The organism is Hymenobacter segetis, from assembly GCF_054776495.1.
Window position 1 is genome coordinate 1,675,881 of record NZ_BAAHBV010000001.1, and the last position, 20,577, is coordinate 1,696,457.

Below are 20,577 nucleotides of genomic sequence, written 5' to 3' on the forward strand. Positions count from 1 at the left end.
TGCCGATTATTCGCAGGCCTCTGGCCTGCAATCATTGAACAACACCCGCACGGCGCGACCGCCTGCGGGCCAGAGGCCCGCCAATAAGTAGACACGGGGCAAAGCCCCGCGCCATCCGCCTATACATGATGACTCCCTCCAAACCCCGCACCATCTGGCCCTACGCCATCATTGCCGTATTCGTGGCCTTCGCCGGCTACATCGGTTTTATGGTGCAACAGGCCATGCGTACCACCGTCGACCTCGTCAGCCCCGACTACTACAAGCAAGAGCTGGCCTACCAGCAGCGCATGGAATCGGTGGCGCGCACTGCCGCACTGCCCGCGCCCGTGCAGCTGCACCACGATGCCGCCGCCCAACGCCTCACCCTGCAAATGCCCGCCACCCTGGCCGGCCAAACGGTGCGCGGCAGCATCCACTTCTTCCGCCCTTCCGACCAGAAGCTGGACTTCAACCTGCCGCTGCAAACCGGCACCAACCAACAGTTCAACACCGCCAAAATGCTGCCCGGCTACTGGCGCGTGCGGGTCGATTTCACCGCCGACAACCAGGCTTATTTCGTCGAAAAAGAATTAATTATCCGCTAGAACCATGCTTTGGGCCGGCTTTTTATTCGGGTTGCTGGGCAGTTTCCACTGCGTGGGCATGTGCGGGGCCATTGCGCTGGCGCTGCCCGGGCCGGCGGCCGGCACCAGCCGGTTCCGCTATGTGGGCGGCCGCCTGCTCTACAACCTGGGCCGGGCCAGCACCTACGCCACGCTGGGCGCGGGCGCGGGCCTGCTGGGCCAGGGGCTGCGGCTGGCGGGCGTGCAGCAGGGGCTGTCCATTGCTTCGGGCGTGCTGATTCTGCTGCTGGTGGCGGTGCCCGAGCGCCACACGGCGCGGCTGGCGGGCCTGCTGGGTTTCAGTCGGCCGCTGGCTTGGGTGAAAAACACGCTGGGCCGGTTGTTTCAGCAGTCGTCGGGGCAAGCGCTGTTTGCAACGGGCCTGCTCAATGGCTTGCTACCCTGCGGCCTGGTGTACCTCGCGTTGGCCGGGGCTTTGAGCGCGCCGGGCGTGATGGGCGCGGCGGCCTACATGGCGCTGTTCGGCCTGGGTACGCTGCCGCTGATGCTGGGCCTTTCGCTGAGCGGGCAGCTGGTGCCGCTGGTCTGGCGCAGGCGCATGCGGCAGGCGGTGCCCTACGCAGCTTCGGTGCTGGCGGTGCTGTTCATCGTGCGTGGATTGGGGCTGGGCATTCCATATCTAAGCCCGCAACTGCAGGCCCCGGCCGTAGCGGCCGGGCCTCAGCCGGCTACCGTGCATTACTGCCATTAAGGTTTTCACCAATAGCATTCTACTGCTCCAAAAGCAGATTTTCAACCATTTACAACGGCATTCTGCGCCGCCAAAATAGCCCCATGAAAACCATCCTCGTTCCCCTCGACCACACCGCCGCCACCGAAGCCACCCTCGCCTACGCCAACAAGCTGGCCGTGCGCTGGCCGGCCGAGATTGTGCTGCTCTACTGCCAGCCCGCGGATATCGTAACTACCCTCGAAGCCCAGACGCAACACCTCCAGAGCCTGGTGGAGCGCCTGCGCTACCAGCAGCTCACCCGGCAGGACGGCCGCCGTATCCGCTACCATTACCGGGTGCTGGCCGGCTGCCTGCACGACCACATCCGCGCCGAGGCCACCCGCTGCGCCGCCGACCTCGTGGTGATGGGCCTGGAGCACATCGACTGCGGCCGGCAGGAAGCACCCGGCAACCACGCCGCCGCCCTCACCGAACTCGTGACCTGCCCCGTGCTGGTAGTACCGCCGGGCCGCCGCTCGCTGCCCCAGCGCCTGGTGTTCCTGGCCGATTTTGGCACCCTCAACCCCACCGTGCTGCCCCGCCTGGCCGCCTTGGAAAGCGCCTTCCCCACCGCCCCGCTCGATTTGGTGCAGTTCTACGCGCCGGCTCAGCGGCCGCAGCGGCGCAGCCTGCGCCAGGGTCTAGCCAAAGCCGCCGCCCAGTTGGCCTGGGCGGCCCCCAGCGCCCTGCACCTGCTCGAAGACGACGCCCCTCTGGAGGGTATCAGCGAGTTCTGCGCCCACATTCAGGCCCAGCTCCTGGTAATTGCGCCCGCCAGTCCGGCCCAGCTGTTGCGCTATTTCGATGCCTGCTACACCACCACGCGGGCCTACCACACCCAGATTCCGGTGCTGGTGCTGCGCGCCGCCGAGCGCCAGCCCGCCGTGCAGTGCTGCGATAAATGCGCCGAGCGCCTGGCCCGGCAGGAAGCTCCGGCCGGGGCTACGGCCACCGCCAGCAGCCGCGCCGCCTACCACGGCGTGAACTGGGTGTAGCCGTTTGGACAATCATTTGAACGGTCATGCTTCGACTGCGCGGACGCCAGATGAAGCATGACGTTCTTTTTCTCTCAGTCTTACTGATTTCACTCATGGAACCCTCCGTTTTACAACCCCAAACCCTCCCTGTCGCTACGCCGCGCGCCATGGTTGAGCAGTGGATGCGGCAGTTTCAGGACTGGCTGTGCCACCGCCTTGAAGCCGCCGACGGCAGCGGCCACCGCTTCGTGCCCGAAGACTGGACCCACGCCGGCGGGGGCGGCGGCTGCACCCGTGTGCTCCAGCACGGCCACATTCTGGAGAAGGGCGGGGTGGCCTTCTCAGCCGTGCGGGGCGAGATGAGCGAAACCGCCGCCCGCCAACTGCTCATGCCCGACCGCCGCTATTTTGCTACCGGCGTGAGCGTGGTACAGCACCCGCGCAGCCCGCGCGTGCCCATCTCGCACATGAACGTGCGCTACTTCGAGGCCGGCAACGGCGAAGCCTGGTTCGGCGGCGGGCTCGATTTGACCCCGATTTACGTGGATGCGCAGCAGGCCCGCTGGTTCCACGAGCAGATTCGAGAAGTGTGCCAGCGCCACAATCCCGACTACTACCCGCGCTTCAAGGCCTGGGCCGATGAATACTTCTACCTGCCTCATCGCCAGGAAACGCGCGGCGTGGGCGGCATCTTTTTCGACCGCCTCACGGTGGGGCGCGACGGCCTGTTTGAGGAATTATTCGCCTTCGTGCAGGACGTGGGCGAGGTGTACGGCCGCGCCTACAGCGCCATTATGCGCAAGAATGCGCCGCTGCCCTACACCGAGCGCGAGCAGCAGTGGCAGCGCGTGCGCCGGGGGCGCTACGCCGAATTCAACCTGGCCATCGACCGTGGCACCCGCTTCGGCCTCGAAACCGGCGGCCGCACCGAATCCATCCTCATGAGCCTGCCCCCGCAGGCCGACTGGCACTACAACCTCACGCCCGAACCGGCCTCGGCCGAAGCGGCCTCGCAGCAGTGGCTCCGCCAGGGAATCGACTGGCTGGCCGTGGGCGCGGGCGGGGTGGCGGCTTAGGCCGGCACCACCGTCAGTCGCACCCGCACCGGCGTCGGGGGGATGGAAATCTGGCCCACACGCGGGGCTGGCACCGTGGTGGCCACCCACCCCACGCCCCACGCCGCCGAAACCGTGGATGCCACAAAAACCAGTTGCAGATGGTCGGCAGAAACTTGCATGTACCTGGCAGGAAGCATTTCGAAATCCTCCGCTTGATTGATAAATAAAGCCGTTCGCGTGGGCCCAGTTCCGGCCCGTTGGTTCGCTGTGCAGCCGGACTGCTGAGCACTACTCGCAAAGCTGTCGCATGCTTCCCACACATTTAATAATCAGTATCACACCAATAGCTGACTTTTATCATTTTACCTGGACTGTTGCCGGCAAACCCAGGAGCTTAAATGGCGGCGGCCAGTCTTGGCTGGCCGCCCCCACCTCAGCCGCGCGGGTGGGCCGAGAGCAGCAGCACCGGCACTTTGGTGTAGCGCAGCACATGGTCAATCACGCTGCCGCTGACCAGCTTGTGCATCCAGCCGTGGCCCTGGTCGAGCAGTACCAGCAGGTCGGCGTTCAGGTCGTGCACCGCTTGCAGCACACCGGATGCGGGCAGCTCGCTCCGCACCGGGCGCAGCTCGCTGCCGGGCGTGGTGGCGGCCAGCCCGCACGCCTGGGCCGCCGCGTAGCCGGCCCCGGTGCCGGCCGGGGCACCGGGCGGCTGCACCGTCACGGGCAGGATTTCGCACTCCAGGGCATGCAGCACCGGGATTACGGCCGTGGCCGCCGGCTCCAGGGCGAAGGCCTGGTCGGCTTCCAGGGCCAGCACCAGGCGGCGGGGCGGGTGCATGGCGGCATCGGGCAGGTGCTCGGGCACGAGCAGCAGCGGGAAGTTGGTTTGGCGCACCAAGGGCAGGGTGCGGTTGCTCAGCCACTCGTCGAGGTAGCCGCTGGTGGCCGTGAGGCCGGACACCAATAGCAGCGGGTGGTGCTCGCGCAGGGCCTGCTCGATGGCGCTGGGCCAGTCGGCTTCCAGCAGTTCGGCGGTGGCGTGCACGGGCATAGCAGCAGCCACTTGCTGGAGGCTGCGCCGGGTGGCGGGCACGTACTGCTCGTCGAGGATGGGCAGCACCGTTCCGTATTCCCCGACGATGGGCTGCGGCAGGAAGACGTGTATCAGGTGCAGGTCGGCCTTGAGGGGCGTGGCCAGAGCGGCCGCGTACACCCGGGCCCGCTCGGCCGCGAGCGAAAAATCGGTTAAGACAACGAAGTTGGGTTGCATGACGAAGCGAAAAAAAGGGAGCAGAACAGCATCATGGTCAGCAGTCCGGTAATGCCTTAGCATTCAATTCCTCAGCTCATGCTGGGCATCCAGTCGGGGATTTCGGGGGCTTCGGCGGGCAGCAGCAGCACCGGCACGGGCGTGTGGCGCAGCACCTGAGCCGTGACGCTGCGGTGAAACAGCCGCCCCAAAAAGCTGCGCGTACGGGCGATGAGCACCAGCAGGTCGATGCGCGGGCCGTAGAGCGCCTCCACGATGCCGGTGGCCGGGATGGGGTGGTGCGACTCCTGCAACACCAGCGACGTGGCGGGCGGCAGCAGGTGGCTGGCCCGCACATCGGCCAGGGCCATGCGGCTGGAGAGGGCCAGCGGCTCGGGGGCGGCCGTGACGTGCACCACGGTGTAGGAGGAGTGCCAGGCGGCCATGAGCGGGGCCAGGGCCCGGGCGGCAGCATTAAGCTGAAATGGCTCGGCATCGACGGCGATGACTACGCGGCGCGGCAGGCGGGGCTCCGGCGCGTCTTCGGGCACCAGCAGCAGGGGGCGGTGGGTGGCGCGCAGCGCGGGCAGGGCGCGGTTGTGCATCAGGTGGTCGAGCAGGGTGTGTTCCTCGCTCAGGCCCAGGGCCAGTAGCAGCGGGTGGTGCTGGTGCACGGCCGTGGCCACGGCTTCGGCGAGGGGCTCCTGGGAGATGGTGACGCCGGTGGGCATGGCCAGTTGATGCCCCAGGGCTTCGAGGGCCTGAGCGGTTTCGGCCTGGCTATTGTAAGCATGAATGCCGGCCAGCGTAGCCGGCTCGGGGTCCGACTCCGGGCCTGAGCATAGGTGCAGCAGCTCAAGCCGGGCCTGGAGCGGGGCCCCCAGCACGGCCGCCCACCGCGTGGCCTGCGCCGCCGAGTCCGACAGATTGGCGAGTACCAGAACAGATGGATTCATGACCTTGAGCCGAAAAAACAACGATTAAAACACCCCGAATACTCCTGCCACGCTACTCCTCGGCGGGCAGCACCAGCACCGGAATGGGGCTTTCCTGAATGAGCTGCGCCGTGACGCTGCGGTGGAACAGGCCGCCCAGCAGGCTGTGCCGCCGGGCCACCACCACCAGCATATCGGCCTCCATATCACCAGCTTGCTGCAACACGCCCCCCACCACGGTGGGCTGCCGCACGCGGTGCACCCGGTGGGCATCTACCTCCTTCAGCATGCCGTGCTGGTAAATGCTGGCCATTACATCGGGCGAGGCCGGCGCGTCGTCGGTGGCCACGTGCACCACATCGAGCGTACCCTGGTTGGCCTGGAGCAGGCGGGTCAGCAAGTGACGGGTTTCGGGCAGCTTGAAGGACTGGCCATCCACGGCCAGCAGCAGCCGGCGGGGCGGCAGCACGTCCCAGCCCACGGTGGGCACCACCAGCAGCGGAAAGGGCGCGTGCCGGAGCAGGTCCATGGCCGCGTTGGTCACGATTTCGGCCGGCATGGTGGCCGAGCCGGGGCGGCCCAGCACCAGCAGCAGCGGGTGGTGGCGGCGCACCACGTCCTCCACGGCTTCGGGCAGGAAGTCCTCCGAAATATCCACTTCGGTGGGCACCTCCTGGCCGGCAGCCAGGTGCTTTAGCTGCCGGGCCGTTTGCCGCTCGGTGCTGGTGCTGTGGTGGCTGTACTCGGCCGGGGCCAGCAGGCCATCGCGGCGCACGTGCAGCAGCACCAGATGGGCGTGCAGCGGCACCGCCAGCCCCGCCGCATACGAGAGTGTGCGGTTGGAAACTGCAAAAAAATCGGTGAGGACGACGAGGGCGGGCGAATGATTCATAGCTAGAAAAAGCGCAAACAGAGCAAGTAAAAAATTGAAATCCAGACCAATTCGAAGCATTAGCTGAAAATAAGCCAATCCCCCAGCCGGAGCAGGTAGCCGCTCTGGGGCGCTAGGCCGGACGGTGAGCATTGGCCTCCAGCCGCCACCCCAGCAGGGTCAGCAGGCTGGCCAGCAGCACCGAAAACAGCAGTATCAGCGGTTGCATAGGCGGCGGTTTTGGGGTGGTGAGGACAGAATTGGGTTGAGACGGCGGCAGTTCAAATATCGAGAAATCGTCCCCTCGCCGCCGTGATGTTAATCGCCTTACAATATGATTTATATCATAAACCGGACACTACCGAGCCCAAGCTAGGGCCGCAGGCCGAACAGCGCCTGGCGCAGGGCTTCGTCGCGGTGGTACACATCGGCCAGGAAGCGGAGCTGACCATTTTCGGCGGTGCAGGTGGCGTAGCGCACGTACAGGGGCAAGGGGCGGGCCAGGCGCACATCGCGGGGGCGCGGCATCTCGGCGCACTCGTCTTCGGTGGGCAGCTGCACGGGGCGGCCTTCGCGGCGCAGCAGGTAGGCCGCCAGCAGCATGGGGTTCTGCAGGCGGATGCAGCCGTGGCTAAGGGCGCGACGAGGAGACTTGAACAGCGACCGCGCCGGCGTGTCGTGCAGGTAGATGGAATACGGATTCGCAAAGCGAAACACGATGTTGCCCAAGGCATTATCGCAGCAGGCCGACTGCCGAATGGTAAAATCGAAGTTCTCCGGCGTGACGTTGGCCCAGTTGATGTGCCAGGGGTTGCGGCCCCGGCCCTGGGCATCGGTGAGGCGGTAGTTGTTGCGGTACAGGTAGCCGGGGTCCTTCTTGAGGCGGGGCAGGATTTCCTTCGTGGCAATGGACTGCGGCACGTGCCAGTCGGGGGCCAGGGTGAAGTAGCTAAGGCGGCTGCTGAGCGTGGGCGTGGGCGTTTCGGGCTTGCCCACCACCACGCGGTGGCGGCGCTGCACCGAGTCGCGGGCGATGACCTCCAACTCGTAGGCGGGCAGGTTAATGAGGATGTATTCGGCTTCCGGGATGCCATCCCAGCGCCAGCGCTCCAGGTTCAGGGCCACCTGCTCGTACTGCGCCCGCCGCCGGGCCGCCGAGTCGGGCAGCACCGGGGCGGCCAGCCACTGCGCCAGTGCCTGTTGCAGCTGGCGGTACTCGCGGTTGGCGGGCTGGCTGGCCCGCAGGGCGGCGGGCACGTTGTGGCCGGCCAGGGCGGCACGCAGCACCGAGGCCGGCTGCCGGCCCGGCCCGGCAGCCTTCTCCCCCACCGACACCGTGTAGGGCCGCAGTCGCCCGCGCCGCAAATCGCGCATAAAGGCCAGCACCGCATCGCTGAGGTACACTTCGAGGCGGGCCTGCTGGGCGGCGGCCGGGTGCCGGGCGCGGCCCAGCGAATCGCGCAGGGCCAGCAGCTGGTCCAGGTGGTAGTCGGCGGCGCTCAGGCCGTGCTCGGCGGCACGGGCCAGCAGGGCCAGGGCGGCGCGGGTGTTGAGGCTATCGGGCGCGGTGCCCCAGGCCGGAGCATAGGCGGCCCCGAAAAATGCCCGCACGGTGGCCCCCGCCTGCAGGCCCCGCGACTCGTCGGCGGCGCGCAGGCTGCCGGCGGCCGTGGTATCAAGCAGCGCCTGAATGTAGTGGGCCACGGACTCGGTGGGTGGTGGGCTGGCGGGTTCGATGACGGCCGGGGGCGACTCTGGCACGCGCCAGCCGGGCACGAGGCCGCCCCCCGGGGCCGTCAGGACCAGGCACAGGCAAACCGGCAGGAGGCGGAGAGCAACCATCGGAATCAGCAAGTATAATTCTTTATAATAGTAATTAATATATATTACTTAAGCAAATCAGCTGCCGGGCTTTCGGCCCAATGCCGGAACCCCATTATAAGGCCAACCTCACCCCGTGGAACATGATAAAAATCAGGCATTTTTACTAACTTATTATAGCTGACCGGCATAGCGCAGGCCGGTTCTTTGTCCCGCTCTCTTTCACCAGCCCTTACCCACTCATGACGTCCTCCCTGCTCATTCTCACCGACTTTTTTCAGGCCGCCAACCGCGCCCTGGACTATGCTACCAACCTGGCCCGGCCGCTCCACGCGCGCCTGGTATTGCTGCACGTGCGCCGCGATTCCGCGCTCGACCCGGAGCACTTCACGGGCAATTTTTCCAACCTGAGCAAGGAAGCCGTGGCGCTGGCTCTCAATAGCGTGGCACGCGGCCTGCCGGTGCCCGTGGTGGCCGAGGTAGGCTACGGCCGCGTTGAAGTAGCCGTAGCCGATGCCGTGGCCCGCCACCACCCCGCCCTGATAGTGCTGGGCCGCCCCGACCACTCGGACCTGCCCGATGAGCTGGTGCAAACCACGTCGCTGGACCTGCTGCGGCACCACCCCTACCCCATGCTGGTGGTGCCCCACCTGGTGGCCAGCACGGCCCCGCCCCGCCGCGTGCTGATGGCCGTGGACGGGGAGCCCTTCAGCCTGGGCGCGCACGCGGGCACCATGCAGGAAATCTTCACGAATCTGAAGGCCGAGGTGACCGTGCTGAACGTATCGGCCGGCCGCCACGAGTTGGACCCCGCCGCCCTGGAATCGGTGCGGCAAACCGGCCTGCTGCTCGACCTGCCCCCGGCCCACGCCCGCAGCGTGACCAACGCCAGCCCTGCCCGGGGCATTTTGCAGGTAGCCCAGCCCCACGACTTCGATTTGCTGGTGGTGGTGGCCCGCGAGCGCAGCTTCCTGGGGAAGCTATTTCATAACAGCGTTACGGCCGAGCTGCTGCTGGACAGTGCGTTGCCCATCCTGGTGCTGCCGGCGAAGTAGGCCCCGGGGCACCTTCCGGGCGCGGGGCGCGTAGTTTGCGGCTGAACTCCCGCCCGCGTAGCGCCACCCCATGCCCGCCCTTTCGCCCGACCTCCGCAAAGCCCTGTTGCAGCTGCCGCAAAAAGAAAAAGACCAGCTCCTGGCCCGCCTCGTGGCCCAGGACGCGGTGCTGACCGAACAACTGGCCTTCCGCCTGCTCGAAGGACCCGAGGCCTTGGAAACCCGCCGCGCCGTCCTGCGCACCCAGGTCGACGACCCCGTGCGGGGCTTCCACCAAATGCCTAACGACCTGCTGGTTATTCTGCGGCAGCTCCAGGCGCGGCTGGCTTACCACGCCAAAATCACCGATGATGCCTTCGGCGAAGCTGAGCTTAGCTGGCGGCTGCTGGCCAACGTGTTCCGGCATCAGGCCGCCAGCACGGCGCGCCTGCATGGCCCCACCCAGCCCCTGCTTCAGCACCTGGCCAAGCGCACCCAGGAAGCCCTCCGCCAAACCACCCGTCTGCACGAGGATTTCCACCTGGAGCTGGCCGAAACCGCCAACGCCGTGTTGGCTGCGCTTTGGCAGTCGGGTGCGGCCCCGCTGGCGCGGGAGTTGGGCCTGCCGCGGGCTTTTGGGGGTTGATGAATTTTACAACGCCCGGAATACGATGGGCATGGTCATGCTCACCCACACGGGCTGGCCGTGGACTTTGCCGGGCGTCCACCAAGGCATGAGGCGCACGAGGCGCAGGGCTTCTTCGTCGAGGCCGCTGCCCAGGCCGCGCACCACGCGCGGGTCGTGCAGGTGGCCGGCGGGGTCCACGGTGAAGGTGACGTGCACTTTGCCCGACAGGCTGCGGTCGAGCGCAGCGGCGGGGTATTTCACCTTGCTGCTCAGGAACTTTACCAGCGCCGCGTCGCCGCCCGGGAAGGCAGGCATCTCCTCGGCCGTGAAGTAGACGGTGGGAGCCGCCGGGGCGGCGGCAGTTCCGCTGTCGGTTTGAGCCGGCACATCGGCTGAAGCCGTCTGGGCCTGGGCCAAACCACTGGCCGCCGCAATCAATCCAGCAACCAGCGCGAAACGGCAAAGCATAAGGTGGTCCGGCTAAAGTTCTATGGTACAAAGCTACACGCCCCCGTTGCTGGCTCAGAGCCCTCAGAATTATCCTTTTGTTGTGGTAATGTTGGTAACATAGCCAGCGGGTGCGCGGCGGGTTGGGCTGGCATCCTTTCGGCCCCGAAATCAGTACAATACCCTGCTAGTCCGCCCCTTACTTCGCCGCTTATGGTTCCCTCTCCTACTTCCGATGCGTCCGCTCCGCGCGACCCGCAGCTTTCGGCCGCCAACCTGCGCCTGGCCCTCGATGAGCTGGACGCCAAAATCAAGACCCTGCACAACCGCGCCCACGCCACGGCCGCCGGCTCAACTAACACTTACGAAACCCACGCCGCTGCCCTTGAAGCCAAGCGCGCCCGCCTGGCGGCCCAGCTCACGCAGGCCGGCACTCCCGCCCCCGGCGCCGAGCCCGGCCCCTGGCAGCAGCTGCGGCAGGACATCGAAAACCTGGGCCACGACGTACAGGCCTTATTGTAGCTGATTAATGGCTTAATCCTCTTCAAAAGCACTTTCCAAAAGTATTCCCTCCCTTCAGTTCACTGTCTTTTTTACCGTCATGCACAAGATTTTCTCACTGCTGCTTCTGGGTTTCGGCCTGAGTCTGACCCTTCCGGCCACTGCGCAGTCGCGCCCCAAGCTGAAAAAGCGTGCGTTTTCCCACACTTCAGAATCGGGCCGGGGCAAAAACAACAAGGCCCACTTCCGTGCTGAGAATGGCGGCAGCCGCCCGGTTCTCGACTTGAAACCCCACAAGCTGGAGTCCTTCAAAACGACCAAATCGCCCAAGCCTTACAAATTTTACAACCCCAAGTAAGGGCCCGCCTCACGGTCCTTGCCAGCCAAAGCCGCTGCTTCTGCCGAAGCAGCGGCTTTACTTTTTCGGCCCTTACCAATTAATCCAGACCGCACAATAACTACGTAAGCACTTATCTTTAACTACAATCTCACCGCGACGCTTCTGCCTGATGAAAAACACGTTACGCGCCCTATTTTTCTTGTTGATAATTGGACTGGGGCAGTCGGTTTCGGCGTTGGCCGCACCGCCCACTATCCCCGGCCGCGTGGTGCTGAAACTACGCTCCGGCCAGTCCCCGGTTACGCTCGAAGCCGCGCTAAAATCCCTGAATGCTCACGATTTACGGCAGAAATTCCCGCGTGCCCAGGCCCCCAGCGCCGAGCGGCCCGGTAGCGTGGATTTGCGGGGCATTTATCAAATCGAGCTACCCGCCGCCGTGCCGTTTGACCGCGCCCGGGCCGTGCTGCTGGGCACCGGGGCCGTGGAGTACGTGGAGCCACTCTACATCCGTGAGCCGATGTACCAGCCCAACGACCCCCGGGCCGATTCTACGCTCACCAGCCTCACGGCCAGCCAGTTTTATCTCAAGCAAATCCGCGCCTACCGCGCCTGGGACGTGACGCGCGGCGACAGCAGCATCGTCATCGGCATCACCGACGGCGGCGTACGCCTCACCCACGAGGACCTCCGTCAGCAAATCAAGCACAACTACGCCGACCCCGTGAACGGCCGCGACGACGACGGCGACGGCTACGTGGACAATTTCACCGGCTGGGACCTGGCCAACAACGACAACGACTGTGGCTACGACATCAACATCATCCACGGCTCGCTGGTGGCCGGCGTGGCCACCGCCCGCACTGATAACGGCCTTGGTATTGCCGGCCTGGGCAACCAGTGCCGGTTTCTGCCCCTGAATATTTACCCCAACACGCCCACGGGCAGCTTTGCCGGCTACGAAGCCATCGTGTACGCCGCCGACCACGGCTGCCAGATTATCAACATGAGCTGGGGCGCGCCGGGTGGCTACTCGCGCTTCGAGCAGGATGCCATCACCTACGCCGCCGTGAACCGCGACGCCGTGGTGGTAGCCGCCGCCGGCAACACCAGCGCCGACATCCTCTTCTACCCCGCTTCCTACGACCACGTGCTGTCGGTATCGGGTGTGAGCAGCACCGACCAGAAAAGCCCCGCTGCCACCTTCAACCACCGCGTGGATATGGTGGCCCCGGGCCTGAGTATCCTCACCACGCAGGGTTACCACACGGTATCGGCCGGCGGCGTGGCCGATGCAGATTACGTGGCCGTGGGCGGCACCTCGTTTGCCGCGCCGCTGGCGGCGGCGGCGGCGGCGCTGGTGCGGTGGCGTTTCCCGCAGCTCACGGCGGCTCAGGTGATGGCCCGCCTGCGCCAGACCACCGACAACATCGACGGCCTGCCCGCCAACGCGGCCTGGGCTGGCCGCCTCGGCACCGGCCGCCTCAATGTGCTGCGCGCCCTCACCGCCAACCCCAAGGAAGCCCGCGTCATCGCCAGCACGTTCCTGCCCGCCCGGCCCGCCTACGCGCCCAGCGACACCTTGCGCCTGGCCGTGGACGTGCAGAACCTATTGCAGCCGGTGGCCGGCCTCACGGTCACGCTCACTTCGCTCTCGCCCTACATCACGGTGCGGCAAGGCAGCTTTGCGGTGGGGAATATGGCCACGCTGGCCCGCGCTACCAACTTCACCGCGCCCTTCCGGCTGGCCGTGGCCGCCAGCGGTATTCCGCTCAATACCACCGCAACGCTGCGCTACCGCATTACCGACACGGGCGGCTTTCAGTATGACCAGTACGTGGACCTGATGCTGAACCCCGACTACGTCATTCTCAACGCCAACGACCTGACCCTCACGCTCACCAGCCGGGGCAATCAGGGTTTCGATAACCTGGCCGGCACCATAGGCGCGGGCCTCACCTACCGCACCAGCGGCAACATTCTGAGCGAGGGCGGCCTGCTGCTGGCCACCACGCCCACGCGCGTTTCGGACCGGCTGCGCACCAGCGGCGGGCAGTCGCGCCAGTCGTTTTTCAGCCTGCGCCAGGCCACCCGCCAGCAGCCCGGCCCCCGCGCCGACCAGGAAGCCCGCGTGGCCTTTCAGGATACCATTCCGGTAGCCGGCAGCCGCGTGCGGAGCGTGGGCGTGGCCGTGCGCCAGCGCGCCTACGCCTGGGCCACGCCCGGCCGCCGCGACTTTGTGGTGCTGGAATATTCGCTCAAGAACCTCACCGCCGATACCCTCAAACCGCTATACGCCGGCATTTTCACCGATTGGGACCTGCCCAACCCCGACGGCGCGGCCCGCAACGCCGCCGCTTACGACACCGCCCGCGCCCTGGGCTACTGCTACGCGCTGGGCGGCCCGGCCGGCACCACGCCCCCGGTGGCCTACGCGGGCATCCGGCTGCTGCGCGGCGGCACGCCGGCCGTGTATTCCATCGATGGTGGCGCGCCCGCCGGCTCCCCCATCCGCCTGGCCGACGGCTTTTCCTTAGCCGAAAAATTCCTAACCCTGAGCAGCGGCACCGCACGCGCCCAGCGCACCGCCGGCCTGCCCAACGGTGCCGATGTATCGCAGGTAGTGGGCACCCGCCTGGCCCGACTAGCCCCCGGCGACTCTACCACGGTGGCCTTCGCCATGCTGGCCGCGCCCACGCTGGCGCAACTCCAAGCCTCAGCCGATGCGGCGGCGGCGGTTTATAGTGCGGTACTGCCCACGCGCCCAGCGACGGTTGACGGCTTCAGTATTTATCCTAACCCTGCTACCGGCTTACTGCGGGTAGAAGTAGCGGCAAATTTGGGTTTGCGTGAGCTGCTGCTGCGCAATGCGCTGGGGCAATTGGTCCGCCAACAAGCTGCCAGCGGCATCGCCGCCACTCTCGACCTGACCGGCTTGGCACCGGGGTTATATATACTGCGGGCACAGGGAACCGGCGGCGTACTTACCAAATCTGTATTGCTACGCTAAAAAGATGCCCGAATCAGCACTGATAATAGGCACTTTTATAAAAGAAAGTGACGCTTTGCCTGGCAGCCGTTTACCGACTGGTCACACCGTCCAAAGCTCGTCCCAGCCGGTGGTGTAGCGCGGCGACCGGTGAGCGGAGCGCCCCGCCCAGGCCGGGGCCAGCGGCTGGCCCGTAGCAGACTTCGCCACGCCGGCCGCCGCCAGCTGCACCAGGGGCCGGCCGTAACGCATATTCAGCGCGTCCAGAGTTGTCATCAGTTGCTGGCGGCGCTGCTGGTCGGCCGCTGGGGCACTGAACAGGGCCAATTGTGCCTGCCCTACCGGTTCTAACCCACTGAGCAGTATCCCGGCGCGGTGGTAGGCCACACCGGGCCGGCGCAATTGGAGCAAGCCGCGCAGGGCCGCCTGCGTGAGCAAGGCGGTGTCGTTTGTCGCTTCGGGCAGGCTGAGCACGGCGGTGCGGGTGGCCGGCTCGGCAGTAGGCGCATACCGGTCGGTGCCCAGAATAATGGTTACCAGGTGCGCGGCCAGTCCGTGGTGGCGCAGCTTTACGGCCGCTTTGGCAGCGAAGGTGGCCACCGCCTCGGCCAGCACGGCCGCCTCGCGCTGCGGCCGACCAAAAGAACGGGTGCAGGTGACGCTGTGGCGGCTGGCCGCACCGGGGCGCAGCTGGTCGCCGTCGTCGTCCCATTCGGCGGGGTTCCAGTCTAGGCAGGGCTGGCCGTGCAGCTCGCGCCACAGGCGCTGGCCCACCACGCCGCCCAAGTGGCGGCGCAGCCAGGGCTCGGGCAGGGCCGCCAGGGCCGCGCCGGTATCAACATTCATTTCCAACAGCTTGCGGGCGTAGCGTCGGCCGATGCCCCACACGTCGGCAATAGCGGTTTGGGTCAGGGCTGCCTCGCATTCAGTGGGCGTGGCCAGAACCAGCACGCCCTGCGTGCCCTGCTTGCGGGCCAGGCGGTTGGCCAGCTTGGCCAGCGTTTTGGTAGGGCCGATGCCTACGCAGACCGGAATACCGGTGTGCTTTATCACCGTTTTGCGCAGCTTCTGGCCGTATTTCAGCAAGTCGGGGGCCAGCAGGTTCATGCCCCGAAAATCCAGAAAGGCCTCGTCAATCGAATAGACCTCTACGCCCGCGGCAAAGTGGCTCAGCACCTGCACCACGCGTCGGCTCATGTCGCCATACAGGGCATAATTGGAGGAGAATACGCGGACCTGGTGCTGCTCCAGCAACGGGCGCACGAGATGGTAAGGCTCGCCCATTTTCAGGCCCAGGGCCTTGGCTTCGTCGGAGCGCGAAATCAGGCAGCCGTCATTGTTGGAAAGCACCACCACGGGCCGGCCTTCCAGTTGCGGCGCAAACACCCGCTCGCAGGAAACATAGAAATTATTGCAGTCGACGAGGGCATACATAGACCTGAATGTGGAGTTGGGCGGGGAAATTCAACCATCTATCGGTTTATAACCATGTGTAGGAACGCGGGACCTACGTTTGTAACGTACCCTAGCAGCGGGGCCGGGCTACTTCCGGCCCCCGCCCGTCCCATTATTACCCAGCGAATGAATAACGTGCGTGACCACGCCCCACACCACCAGCCCCATGTCGCGGCTCACGGCCAGGGGCGGGTAGCGGGCGTTTTCGGCCACCAGCCAAGGCTGGCCGGCGCGCAGCTGCAAGCGTTTGATGGTGTGCTCGCCCTCCACCACGGCCACCACAATGCTGCCGTGGCCAGGGCGCAGGGCGCGGTCCACGGCCACGAGGTCGCCGGGGTGGATGCCGGCCCCGGTCATCGAGTCACCGCTGACGCGGGCCAGGAAAGTAGAGGCCGGATTTCGGAACAAATGCTGCGTCAGGTCGAACGGCGCATCGAGTTGGTCGTCGGCGGGCGAGGGGAAGCCGGCCGGCACCGGGCAACTAAACAACGGCAGCTCCCGAGTGCTAAAAAGAGGAGCAGCGATAAAATCGCAAATAGATGCAAGCATAACAATATTCAGGTGATTTAGCGACAACAGTCCGCACCGCTAATTACTAAATAAATTAGCCAATTGTTTCACCCTACCCTACCCATTACACAACAACCTTCCATTCAAAATTTTACAACCTTCATGGGATAATCATGTTGAACATATGAAATCACCCAACTACTCCTCGAAAAAGCCTAAATAAAATTCTTTCCAAATTTTTTAGTTTACCGTAATAATTGTATCTTTGGGTATGTCAAACGTCAAGCTCCCTACGCCGCTGCCCTTGCAGCAATTTGCCCGTTGCGTGAACGACGCGCAACGTCCGGCCGACTACGTTGGCGACTGGCCCGAGGCCGGCCGCGTGTATGCCGTGCGCGTGTTGCCGCACGTGCGCACCGGCCATCCGCAGGTGCACGTCCTTGGTTTTTATGCCGAGCGTCCCTACGGGGCTTTTGCCGCCCACCGCTTCGAGCAAGTGGCGGACGTATGGTTGAACTAGGCCGCGCCGGCCGTTCGCCCGATGGTTCCATCCCTTAAGACCCCGCTGGCTTCACCGCCGGCGGGGTCGGTTTGTTTTGGGGGGTGGGTTCTGTCACGGATAAAAGAAGACCGTCATGCAGAGCGCAGCGAAGCATCTTGCCCGCAGTCAGTAATCCTTATTGATTGGATTAGTGGTGGCGGGCAAGATGCTTCGCTGCGCTCTGCATGACGGTCTGGAAATCTGTCCAATACCCCGGCTACCGGCCGTAGATGTGGAAAATCCCTTTATCGGAAGGCGTCCAAAGACAAGCGCGCTGGCCACTGGCTTTCAGGGCGTTGTTGGTCCAGGTGTTGCAGGTGTACAAGAAGCTGTAGACGCGGTGAGCTTCGTAGAAAGCATCGTCCTGACCGTAGCTGTGGCCTTTGATATGCTGGGCGTGACCGGCGGCATCAAGCGCGAAGCTGCGCTGGATGTAGGCAATCAGGCGGGCGTACTCGGCGCGGCTGAGATGGAGCGGGATGGTTTCGGGGCCGGGCGCGAGGCTGTGGAAGTAGGTGGTGTGCATGGCCGAGGAGCCCAGCCAGAACGCGGCAACAAAGGCGGTGCTGAACTTGAGGTCGGCCCAGGTGGGCGTGTCGAGGTAAAAGCCTTTATCGCCCCAGCCGAAGGCGATGTAGCGCATGGTGCTGTCCTGCGAGGGAATGTTGGCGATGGGCAGCAGCTGATTCCAGTCAATCTGGTCGGTTTTGATGGGCAGCACGATGTCGGTGTGCACGCCGTTGGTGTGCAGGAACACGGTGACGTCGGCCGGGGCGTTGGGGTCGGTTTTGGCTACCGGAATGGCCGACAGCGCCAGGGCCGAGCCGACGTAGAGCGCTGCCACGCCGATAATGCCGCCAATGGTGTAGCCAGTGAATTTTAGGGTTTTGCGAAGCGTGAGCGACATAGATTGGGGTAAGCGGATTTATTGAGCAACGCCGGAACGCTGGCTGTCGCGGGTGTTCTTCTGCACGGCAATGGCCGCGAACATGCTCAGCAGAAACGACATGGCGTAGAAGCCTTTTTCGCTCAGGGTGAGCGTGGCGTTCCAAAGCCCAACAGTGAGCAGCAGAATGCACAGTACGGTAGAAAACCAGCTCAGGCCGTAATAAATGTTGGTTACAGGGATGCCTTCGAGGCGGTCGCGCACGCTTTTTTGTAGGGAAATGGCCGAAAACAGGCCGTACATGAGCACCGTGAAGTAGTAGCCTTTCTCGTTCAGGGGCATGGCGGCGTTCCAGAGGCCGATGATGAAGGCGGCCAGGCCGGCCAGCAGGGCTACCCAGGAAGCGGCGATAAAGGCGTTGGACGGTTGCGGTTGGGGGTTCATGCTTGTGTGGAAATGGTTGAGTTTAACGCCGCCAAGTACGGCAAAAATCGGATAGGCCACGGGCCGGGGCAACCGGCGGCGGCCTGTACTTTTGTCCGGCTGCCGCCGTCTGCGGCGGCCCCTCCCCTCGCTTTCCATGTGGACTTCAACCTCCGAGCGGCTGGCCGCCCTCGATGCCGAATGGCGGCAGCCCACGGCCCGCTTTCGCAACTTCCCGCTCATTGCCCGCTACCACGCGGCAGTGCCCGCCGAACCTGCTTACCACCGGCTCGACCAGCAAACCTGGACCGACCTGAACGGCGACGAGCTGTTCACGCTGCTCGACGGCACCGTGAGCCGCGTGGGCCAGCAGTGCCTCTACCACCGCCTGCGCAGCCCGCTGGATGATGCGACGGCCCTGCGGGAGTTCGACGAAGCGGCCGGGTTCTTCGCTGCCCGGCCCACCGAGCGCGGCCGGGTGCAGCTGGCCCTCAGCCGTCTCACCTCCACCGCCGCCTACTACCTGGCCGACCTGCTGGCCGGCGAGCCCCTGCCCGAGCTGCCCTGGGCGGCGGCGGCCCCAGCGCTGGTGCTGCTGCTGCTGGCCACGGTTGTGGGCGGCTTCTGGGCGCCGGCGCTATGGCTGCTCACGGGAGGGCAGCTGCTGGTGCACACGGTATTGCACATCTGGAGCCGGGCGCGGGTGGTGGCCGGCGTGCGGCCCATGCTGCAGCTGGGCAGCCTCTATCGCACCGGGCTCGATTTAAGCCGCCTGGGCCTGCCGCTGCCTGCGCTAAGCGGACTGGCCGCGCCGCTGGGCCGGCTGGGCTCGCTCGTGAAAAAGGTGGCCTTTTTGCAGTTCGAGGGCCAGCTGCAATCCGACCTGGCCGCCCTGCCGTGGCTGATATTGGAATACATCAAGATTGTGCTGCTGCTCGATTTCATCGTGTACCACCGCTGCCGACGCGACGTGGAGCAACACGCCGACGCCATCCGGGCCGTGTACGAGGCCGTGGGCTACGCCGATTGCGCGGTGGCGGTATCCGGCTTCCGGGCAAGATTCTTACACTGCGTGCCGGTTTTTACAACCGAAGAAACCGGCTTGCACCTCACGGCGGCTTACAACCCGCTGGTGCCCGGCTGCGTGCCCAACGACCTGGTCGTGACCGAGGCCAGCGTGCTGCTCACGGGCTCGAATATGTCGGGCAAAACCACGTTCATGCGCACCATTGGGCTCAATACGCTACTGGCCCAGACCATTGCCACCTGCCCGGCGGCGGCTTACGCGGCCCCGTTCCGGCGGGTGGTGTCCAGCATCAACCTGGCCGATAACCTGCCCGAGGGCAAGAGCTATTATTTTGCCGAGGCTGAGGCGGTGCTGGGCTTTATTCAGCAGGCGGAGACGGGCGGCTACCTGTTTATTCTCGATGAGCTGTTCAAGGGCACCAATACGGTGGAGCGCATTGCGGCCACACAGGCGGTGCTGGCGCACCTGCAAGCCCACAGCCTGGTGGTGGCCTCCACGCACGATGGCGAGTTGGGTGCGCTCCTCGCCCCGGCCTTCACCGAATACCACTTCTCCGAAACCGTGACCGAAACCGACTGGTACTTCGACTACCAGCTCAAGCCCGGCCCGCTCACTACCCGCAACGCCATCCGGCTGCTGGCGCGGGCGGGCTACCCGGCCAGCATCGTGCAGCAAGCCCTGGCCCTGAGCCGCACGCTGGATGCCGCCGGATGAGCACATTACGCACTCATTCGACCCAAACGGCAACTTTTCCGGCTTCGCCAACGAACACCGGGCATATGCATTTTTCTGTCATCACCCCCACTCACCAGCGCCGGGAGCTGCTGCCCGAGGCCGTGGCCAGCGTGCGTGCCAGCATCAGCGCCCCGCTCGACTTCACTTTTGAGCACCTGATTTACGACAGCGGCTCGCGCGACGGCACGGCCGCCTACCTGCGCGAAGCCGCCGCCCAGCCCGGCCCGCCGTTGCGCCACTGGCACTCGCCCGGCCGCCAGCTGGCCGGCGCGGCCCGCAACCTCCTCATCGCGGAAGCCACACCCGATGCCTGGATTGTGCCGCTGGATGATGACGATATCATGCTCCAGCGCACGCTGCATAATTATGCCGCCCAAATTAAGGCCCACCCCGGCCGGCCGTGGTTTGTGGCCGATTTCCTGCGGGTGGACGAAACCGGCCGCTACCTGCCCAACGAGGATTACTACGCCTGGCAGTTTGAGTCACCAACAGCCATGCTCCACGCCATTTTTCGGGCCGAGCATTTCATTCAGGGCAACGTGTGCTACAGCCGGGCTTTTGTGGACAAAGTGGGCGGCTACGACGGCGAGTTGAAGATGGCCGAGGACCTCGACCTCTACGTGCGCTTTCTGCTGGCCGGGCAGCTGCCGGTGGTGTGCCCACACATCAGCCACCTGCACCGCTTCCACGCCCGCAACGTGAGCATTGGGGTGGATGCGGAGACGCACAACGCTGATTTGCGGGTGATTTATCAGAAATACGCCAAACAGCTAAAAGCCTTGGGCGTGGCCGAACCAGGGAAGTAGCATACG

General features: G+C 65.2%; 22 protein-coding genes. 12 read left to right on the forward strand and 10 right to left on the reverse strand.

Annotated elements, in window-relative coordinates:
* Positions 1–125 precede the first annotated feature (125 nt).
* From ACYU70_RS07020 to hemF, 4 genes are all read left to right on the forward strand, one after another.
* Complete coding sequence (locus tag ACYU70_RS07020; RefSeq protein WP_342296673.1) at positions 126–587, forward strand: FixH family protein; 462 nt, start codon at positions 126–128, stop codon at positions 585–587.
* A 4-nt stretch (positions 588–591) separates the two neighbouring features.
* Entirely contained in the window at positions 592–1,317 is a 726-nt protein-coding gene (locus tag ACYU70_RS07025; RefSeq protein ID WP_342296674.1) for a sulfite exporter TauE/SafE family protein, read from the forward strand.
* An 83-nt stretch (positions 1,318–1,400) separates the two neighbouring features.
* Positions 1,401–2,333: a universal stress protein gene (locus ACYU70_RS07030; protein ID WP_342296676.1), complete on the forward strand. Its 933-nt coding sequence runs from the start codon at positions 1,401–1,403 to the stop codon at positions 2,331–2,333.
* 95 nt (positions 2,334–2,428) lie between these two features.
* Positions 2,429–3,391 carry an oxygen-dependent coproporphyrinogen oxidase gene (gene hemF / locus ACYU70_RS07035; RefSeq protein WP_342296678.1) on the forward strand — a complete coding sequence of 321 codons (963 nt, stop codon included), beginning with the start codon at positions 2,429–2,431 and terminating at the stop codon, positions 3,389–3,391.
* Here hemF and ACYU70_RS07040 read toward each other — a convergent pair.
* The 5 genes from ACYU70_RS07040 to ACYU70_RS07060 all read right to left on the reverse strand — a co-directional run bounded on the left by ACYU70_RS07040 (position 3,388) and on the right by ACYU70_RS07060 (position 8,273).
* Positions 3,388–3,552, reverse strand: coding sequence for a hypothetical protein (locus ACYU70_RS07040; RefSeq protein ID WP_342296680.1), 165 nt, complete (start codon positions 3,550–3,552; stop codon positions 3,388–3,390). The genes hemF and ACYU70_RS07040 overlap by 4 nt on opposite strands.
* Positions 3,553–3,806: 254 nt before the next feature.
* Entirely contained in the window at positions 3,807–4,646 is an 840-nt protein-coding gene (locus ACYU70_RS07045; RefSeq protein ID WP_342296682.1) for a universal stress protein, read from the reverse strand.
* 71 nt (positions 4,647–4,717) lie between these two features.
* On the reverse strand, positions 4,718–5,581 hold the full coding sequence (locus ACYU70_RS07050; RefSeq protein ID WP_342296684.1) for a universal stress protein: 864 nt from the start codon (positions 5,579–5,581) through the stop codon (positions 4,718–4,720).
* Between the two features lie 52 nt (positions 5,582–5,633).
* On the reverse strand, positions 5,634–6,452 hold the full coding sequence (locus ACYU70_RS07055; RefSeq protein ID WP_342296686.1) for a universal stress protein: 819 nt from the start codon (positions 6,450–6,452) through the stop codon (positions 5,634–5,636).
* A gap of 351 nt (positions 6,453–6,803) precedes the next feature.
* The gene (locus ACYU70_RS07060; RefSeq protein ID WP_342296687.1) at positions 6,804–8,273 is read right to left on the reverse strand and encodes a L,D-transpeptidase scaffold domain-containing protein; all 1,470 of its coding nucleotides are present in this window, start codon (positions 8,271–8,273) and stop codon (positions 6,804–6,806) included.
* 221 nt (positions 8,274–8,494) lie between these two features.
* Between ACYU70_RS07060 and ACYU70_RS07065 the strand changes: the two genes are divergently transcribed.
* Positions 8,495–9,307: a universal stress protein gene (locus ACYU70_RS07065; RefSeq protein WP_342296688.1), complete on the forward strand. Its 813-nt coding sequence runs from the start codon at positions 8,495–8,497 to the stop codon at positions 9,305–9,307.
* A 70-nt stretch (positions 9,308–9,377) separates the two neighbouring features.
* Positions 9,378–9,932, forward strand: coding sequence for a hypothetical protein (locus tag ACYU70_RS07070; protein ID WP_342296689.1), 555 nt, complete (start codon positions 9,378–9,380; stop codon positions 9,930–9,932).
* Positions 9,933–9,938: 6 nt separating this feature from the next.
* Here the strand turns inward: ACYU70_RS07070 and ACYU70_RS07075 are convergent, their stop codons facing one another.
* A complete protein-coding gene (locus ACYU70_RS07075) occupies positions 9,939–10,382 on the reverse strand; it encodes an energy transducer TonB (RefSeq protein ID WP_342296691.1) in 444 nt (147 codons plus the stop codon).
* 192 nt (positions 10,383–10,574) lie between these two features.
* Here ACYU70_RS07075 and ACYU70_RS07080 point away from each other — a divergent pair, with 192 nt between their 5' ends.
* From ACYU70_RS07080 to ACYU70_RS07090, 3 genes are all read left to right on the forward strand, one after another.
* Positions 10,575–10,883: a hypothetical protein gene (locus tag ACYU70_RS07080; RefSeq protein ID WP_342296692.1), complete on the forward strand. Its 309-nt coding sequence runs from the start codon at positions 10,575–10,577 to the stop codon at positions 10,881–10,883.
* Positions 10,884–10,962: 79 nt separating this feature from the next.
* A complete protein-coding gene (locus tag ACYU70_RS07085) occupies positions 10,963–11,220 on the forward strand; it encodes a hypothetical protein (RefSeq protein WP_342296694.1) in 258 nt (85 codons plus the stop codon).
* A 151-nt stretch (positions 11,221–11,371) separates the two neighbouring features.
* Positions 11,372–14,209 carry a S8 family peptidase gene (locus ACYU70_RS07090; protein ID WP_342296696.1) on the forward strand — a complete coding sequence of 946 codons (2,838 nt, stop codon included), beginning with the start codon at positions 11,372–11,374 and terminating at the stop codon, positions 14,207–14,209.
* 81 nt (positions 14,210–14,290) lie between these two features.
* On the opposite strand, the gene ACYU70_RS07095 is transcribed toward ACYU70_RS07090, so the two are convergent.
* The gene (locus tag ACYU70_RS07095; RefSeq protein ID WP_342296697.1) at positions 14,291–15,622 is read right to left on the reverse strand and encodes a Y-family DNA polymerase; all 1,332 of its coding nucleotides are present in this window, start codon (positions 15,620–15,622) and stop codon (positions 14,291–14,293) included.
* 108 nt (positions 15,623–15,730) lie between these two features.
* A complete protein-coding gene (locus ACYU70_RS07100) occupies positions 15,731–16,192 on the reverse strand; it encodes a LexA family protein (RefSeq protein ID WP_342296698.1) in 462 nt (153 codons plus the stop codon).
* Positions 16,193–16,424: 232 nt separating this feature from the next.
* Here ACYU70_RS07100 and ACYU70_RS07105 point away from each other — a divergent pair, with 232 nt between their 5' ends.
* The gene (locus ACYU70_RS07105) at positions 16,425–16,673 is read left to right on the forward strand and encodes a hypothetical protein (RefSeq protein WP_342296699.1); all 249 of its coding nucleotides are present in this window, start codon (positions 16,425–16,427) and stop codon (positions 16,671–16,673) included.
* 238 nt (positions 16,674–16,911) lie between these two features.
* On the opposite strand, the gene ACYU70_RS07110 is transcribed toward ACYU70_RS07105, so the two are convergent.
* A complete protein-coding gene (locus tag ACYU70_RS07110) occupies positions 16,912–17,601 on the reverse strand; it encodes a TIGR02117 family protein (protein ID WP_342296701.1) in 690 nt (229 codons plus the stop codon).
* Between the two features lie 18 nt (positions 17,602–17,619).
* Positions 17,620–18,024 carry an inner membrane protein YiaA gene (gene yiaA, locus ACYU70_RS07115; protein ID WP_342296703.1) on the reverse strand — a complete coding sequence of 135 codons (405 nt, stop codon included), beginning with the start codon at positions 18,022–18,024 and terminating at the stop codon, positions 17,620–17,622.
* A gap of 136 nt (positions 18,025–18,160) precedes the next feature.
* On the opposite strand from yiaA, the gene ACYU70_RS07120 reads away from it, so the two are divergent.
* Together ACYU70_RS07120 and ACYU70_RS07125 are read left to right on the forward strand one after the other, a co-directional pair.
* Positions 18,161–19,744, forward strand: a complete 1,584-nt coding sequence (locus tag ACYU70_RS07120; protein WP_342296705.1) for a MutS-related protein — start codon at positions 18,161–18,163, stop codon at positions 19,742–19,744.
* 65 nt (positions 19,745–19,809) lie between these two features.
* A complete protein-coding gene (locus ACYU70_RS07125) occupies positions 19,810–20,571 on the forward strand; it encodes a glycosyltransferase family 2 protein (protein ID WP_342296707.1) in 762 nt (253 codons plus the stop codon).
* Positions 20,572–20,577 lie beyond the last annotated feature (6 nt).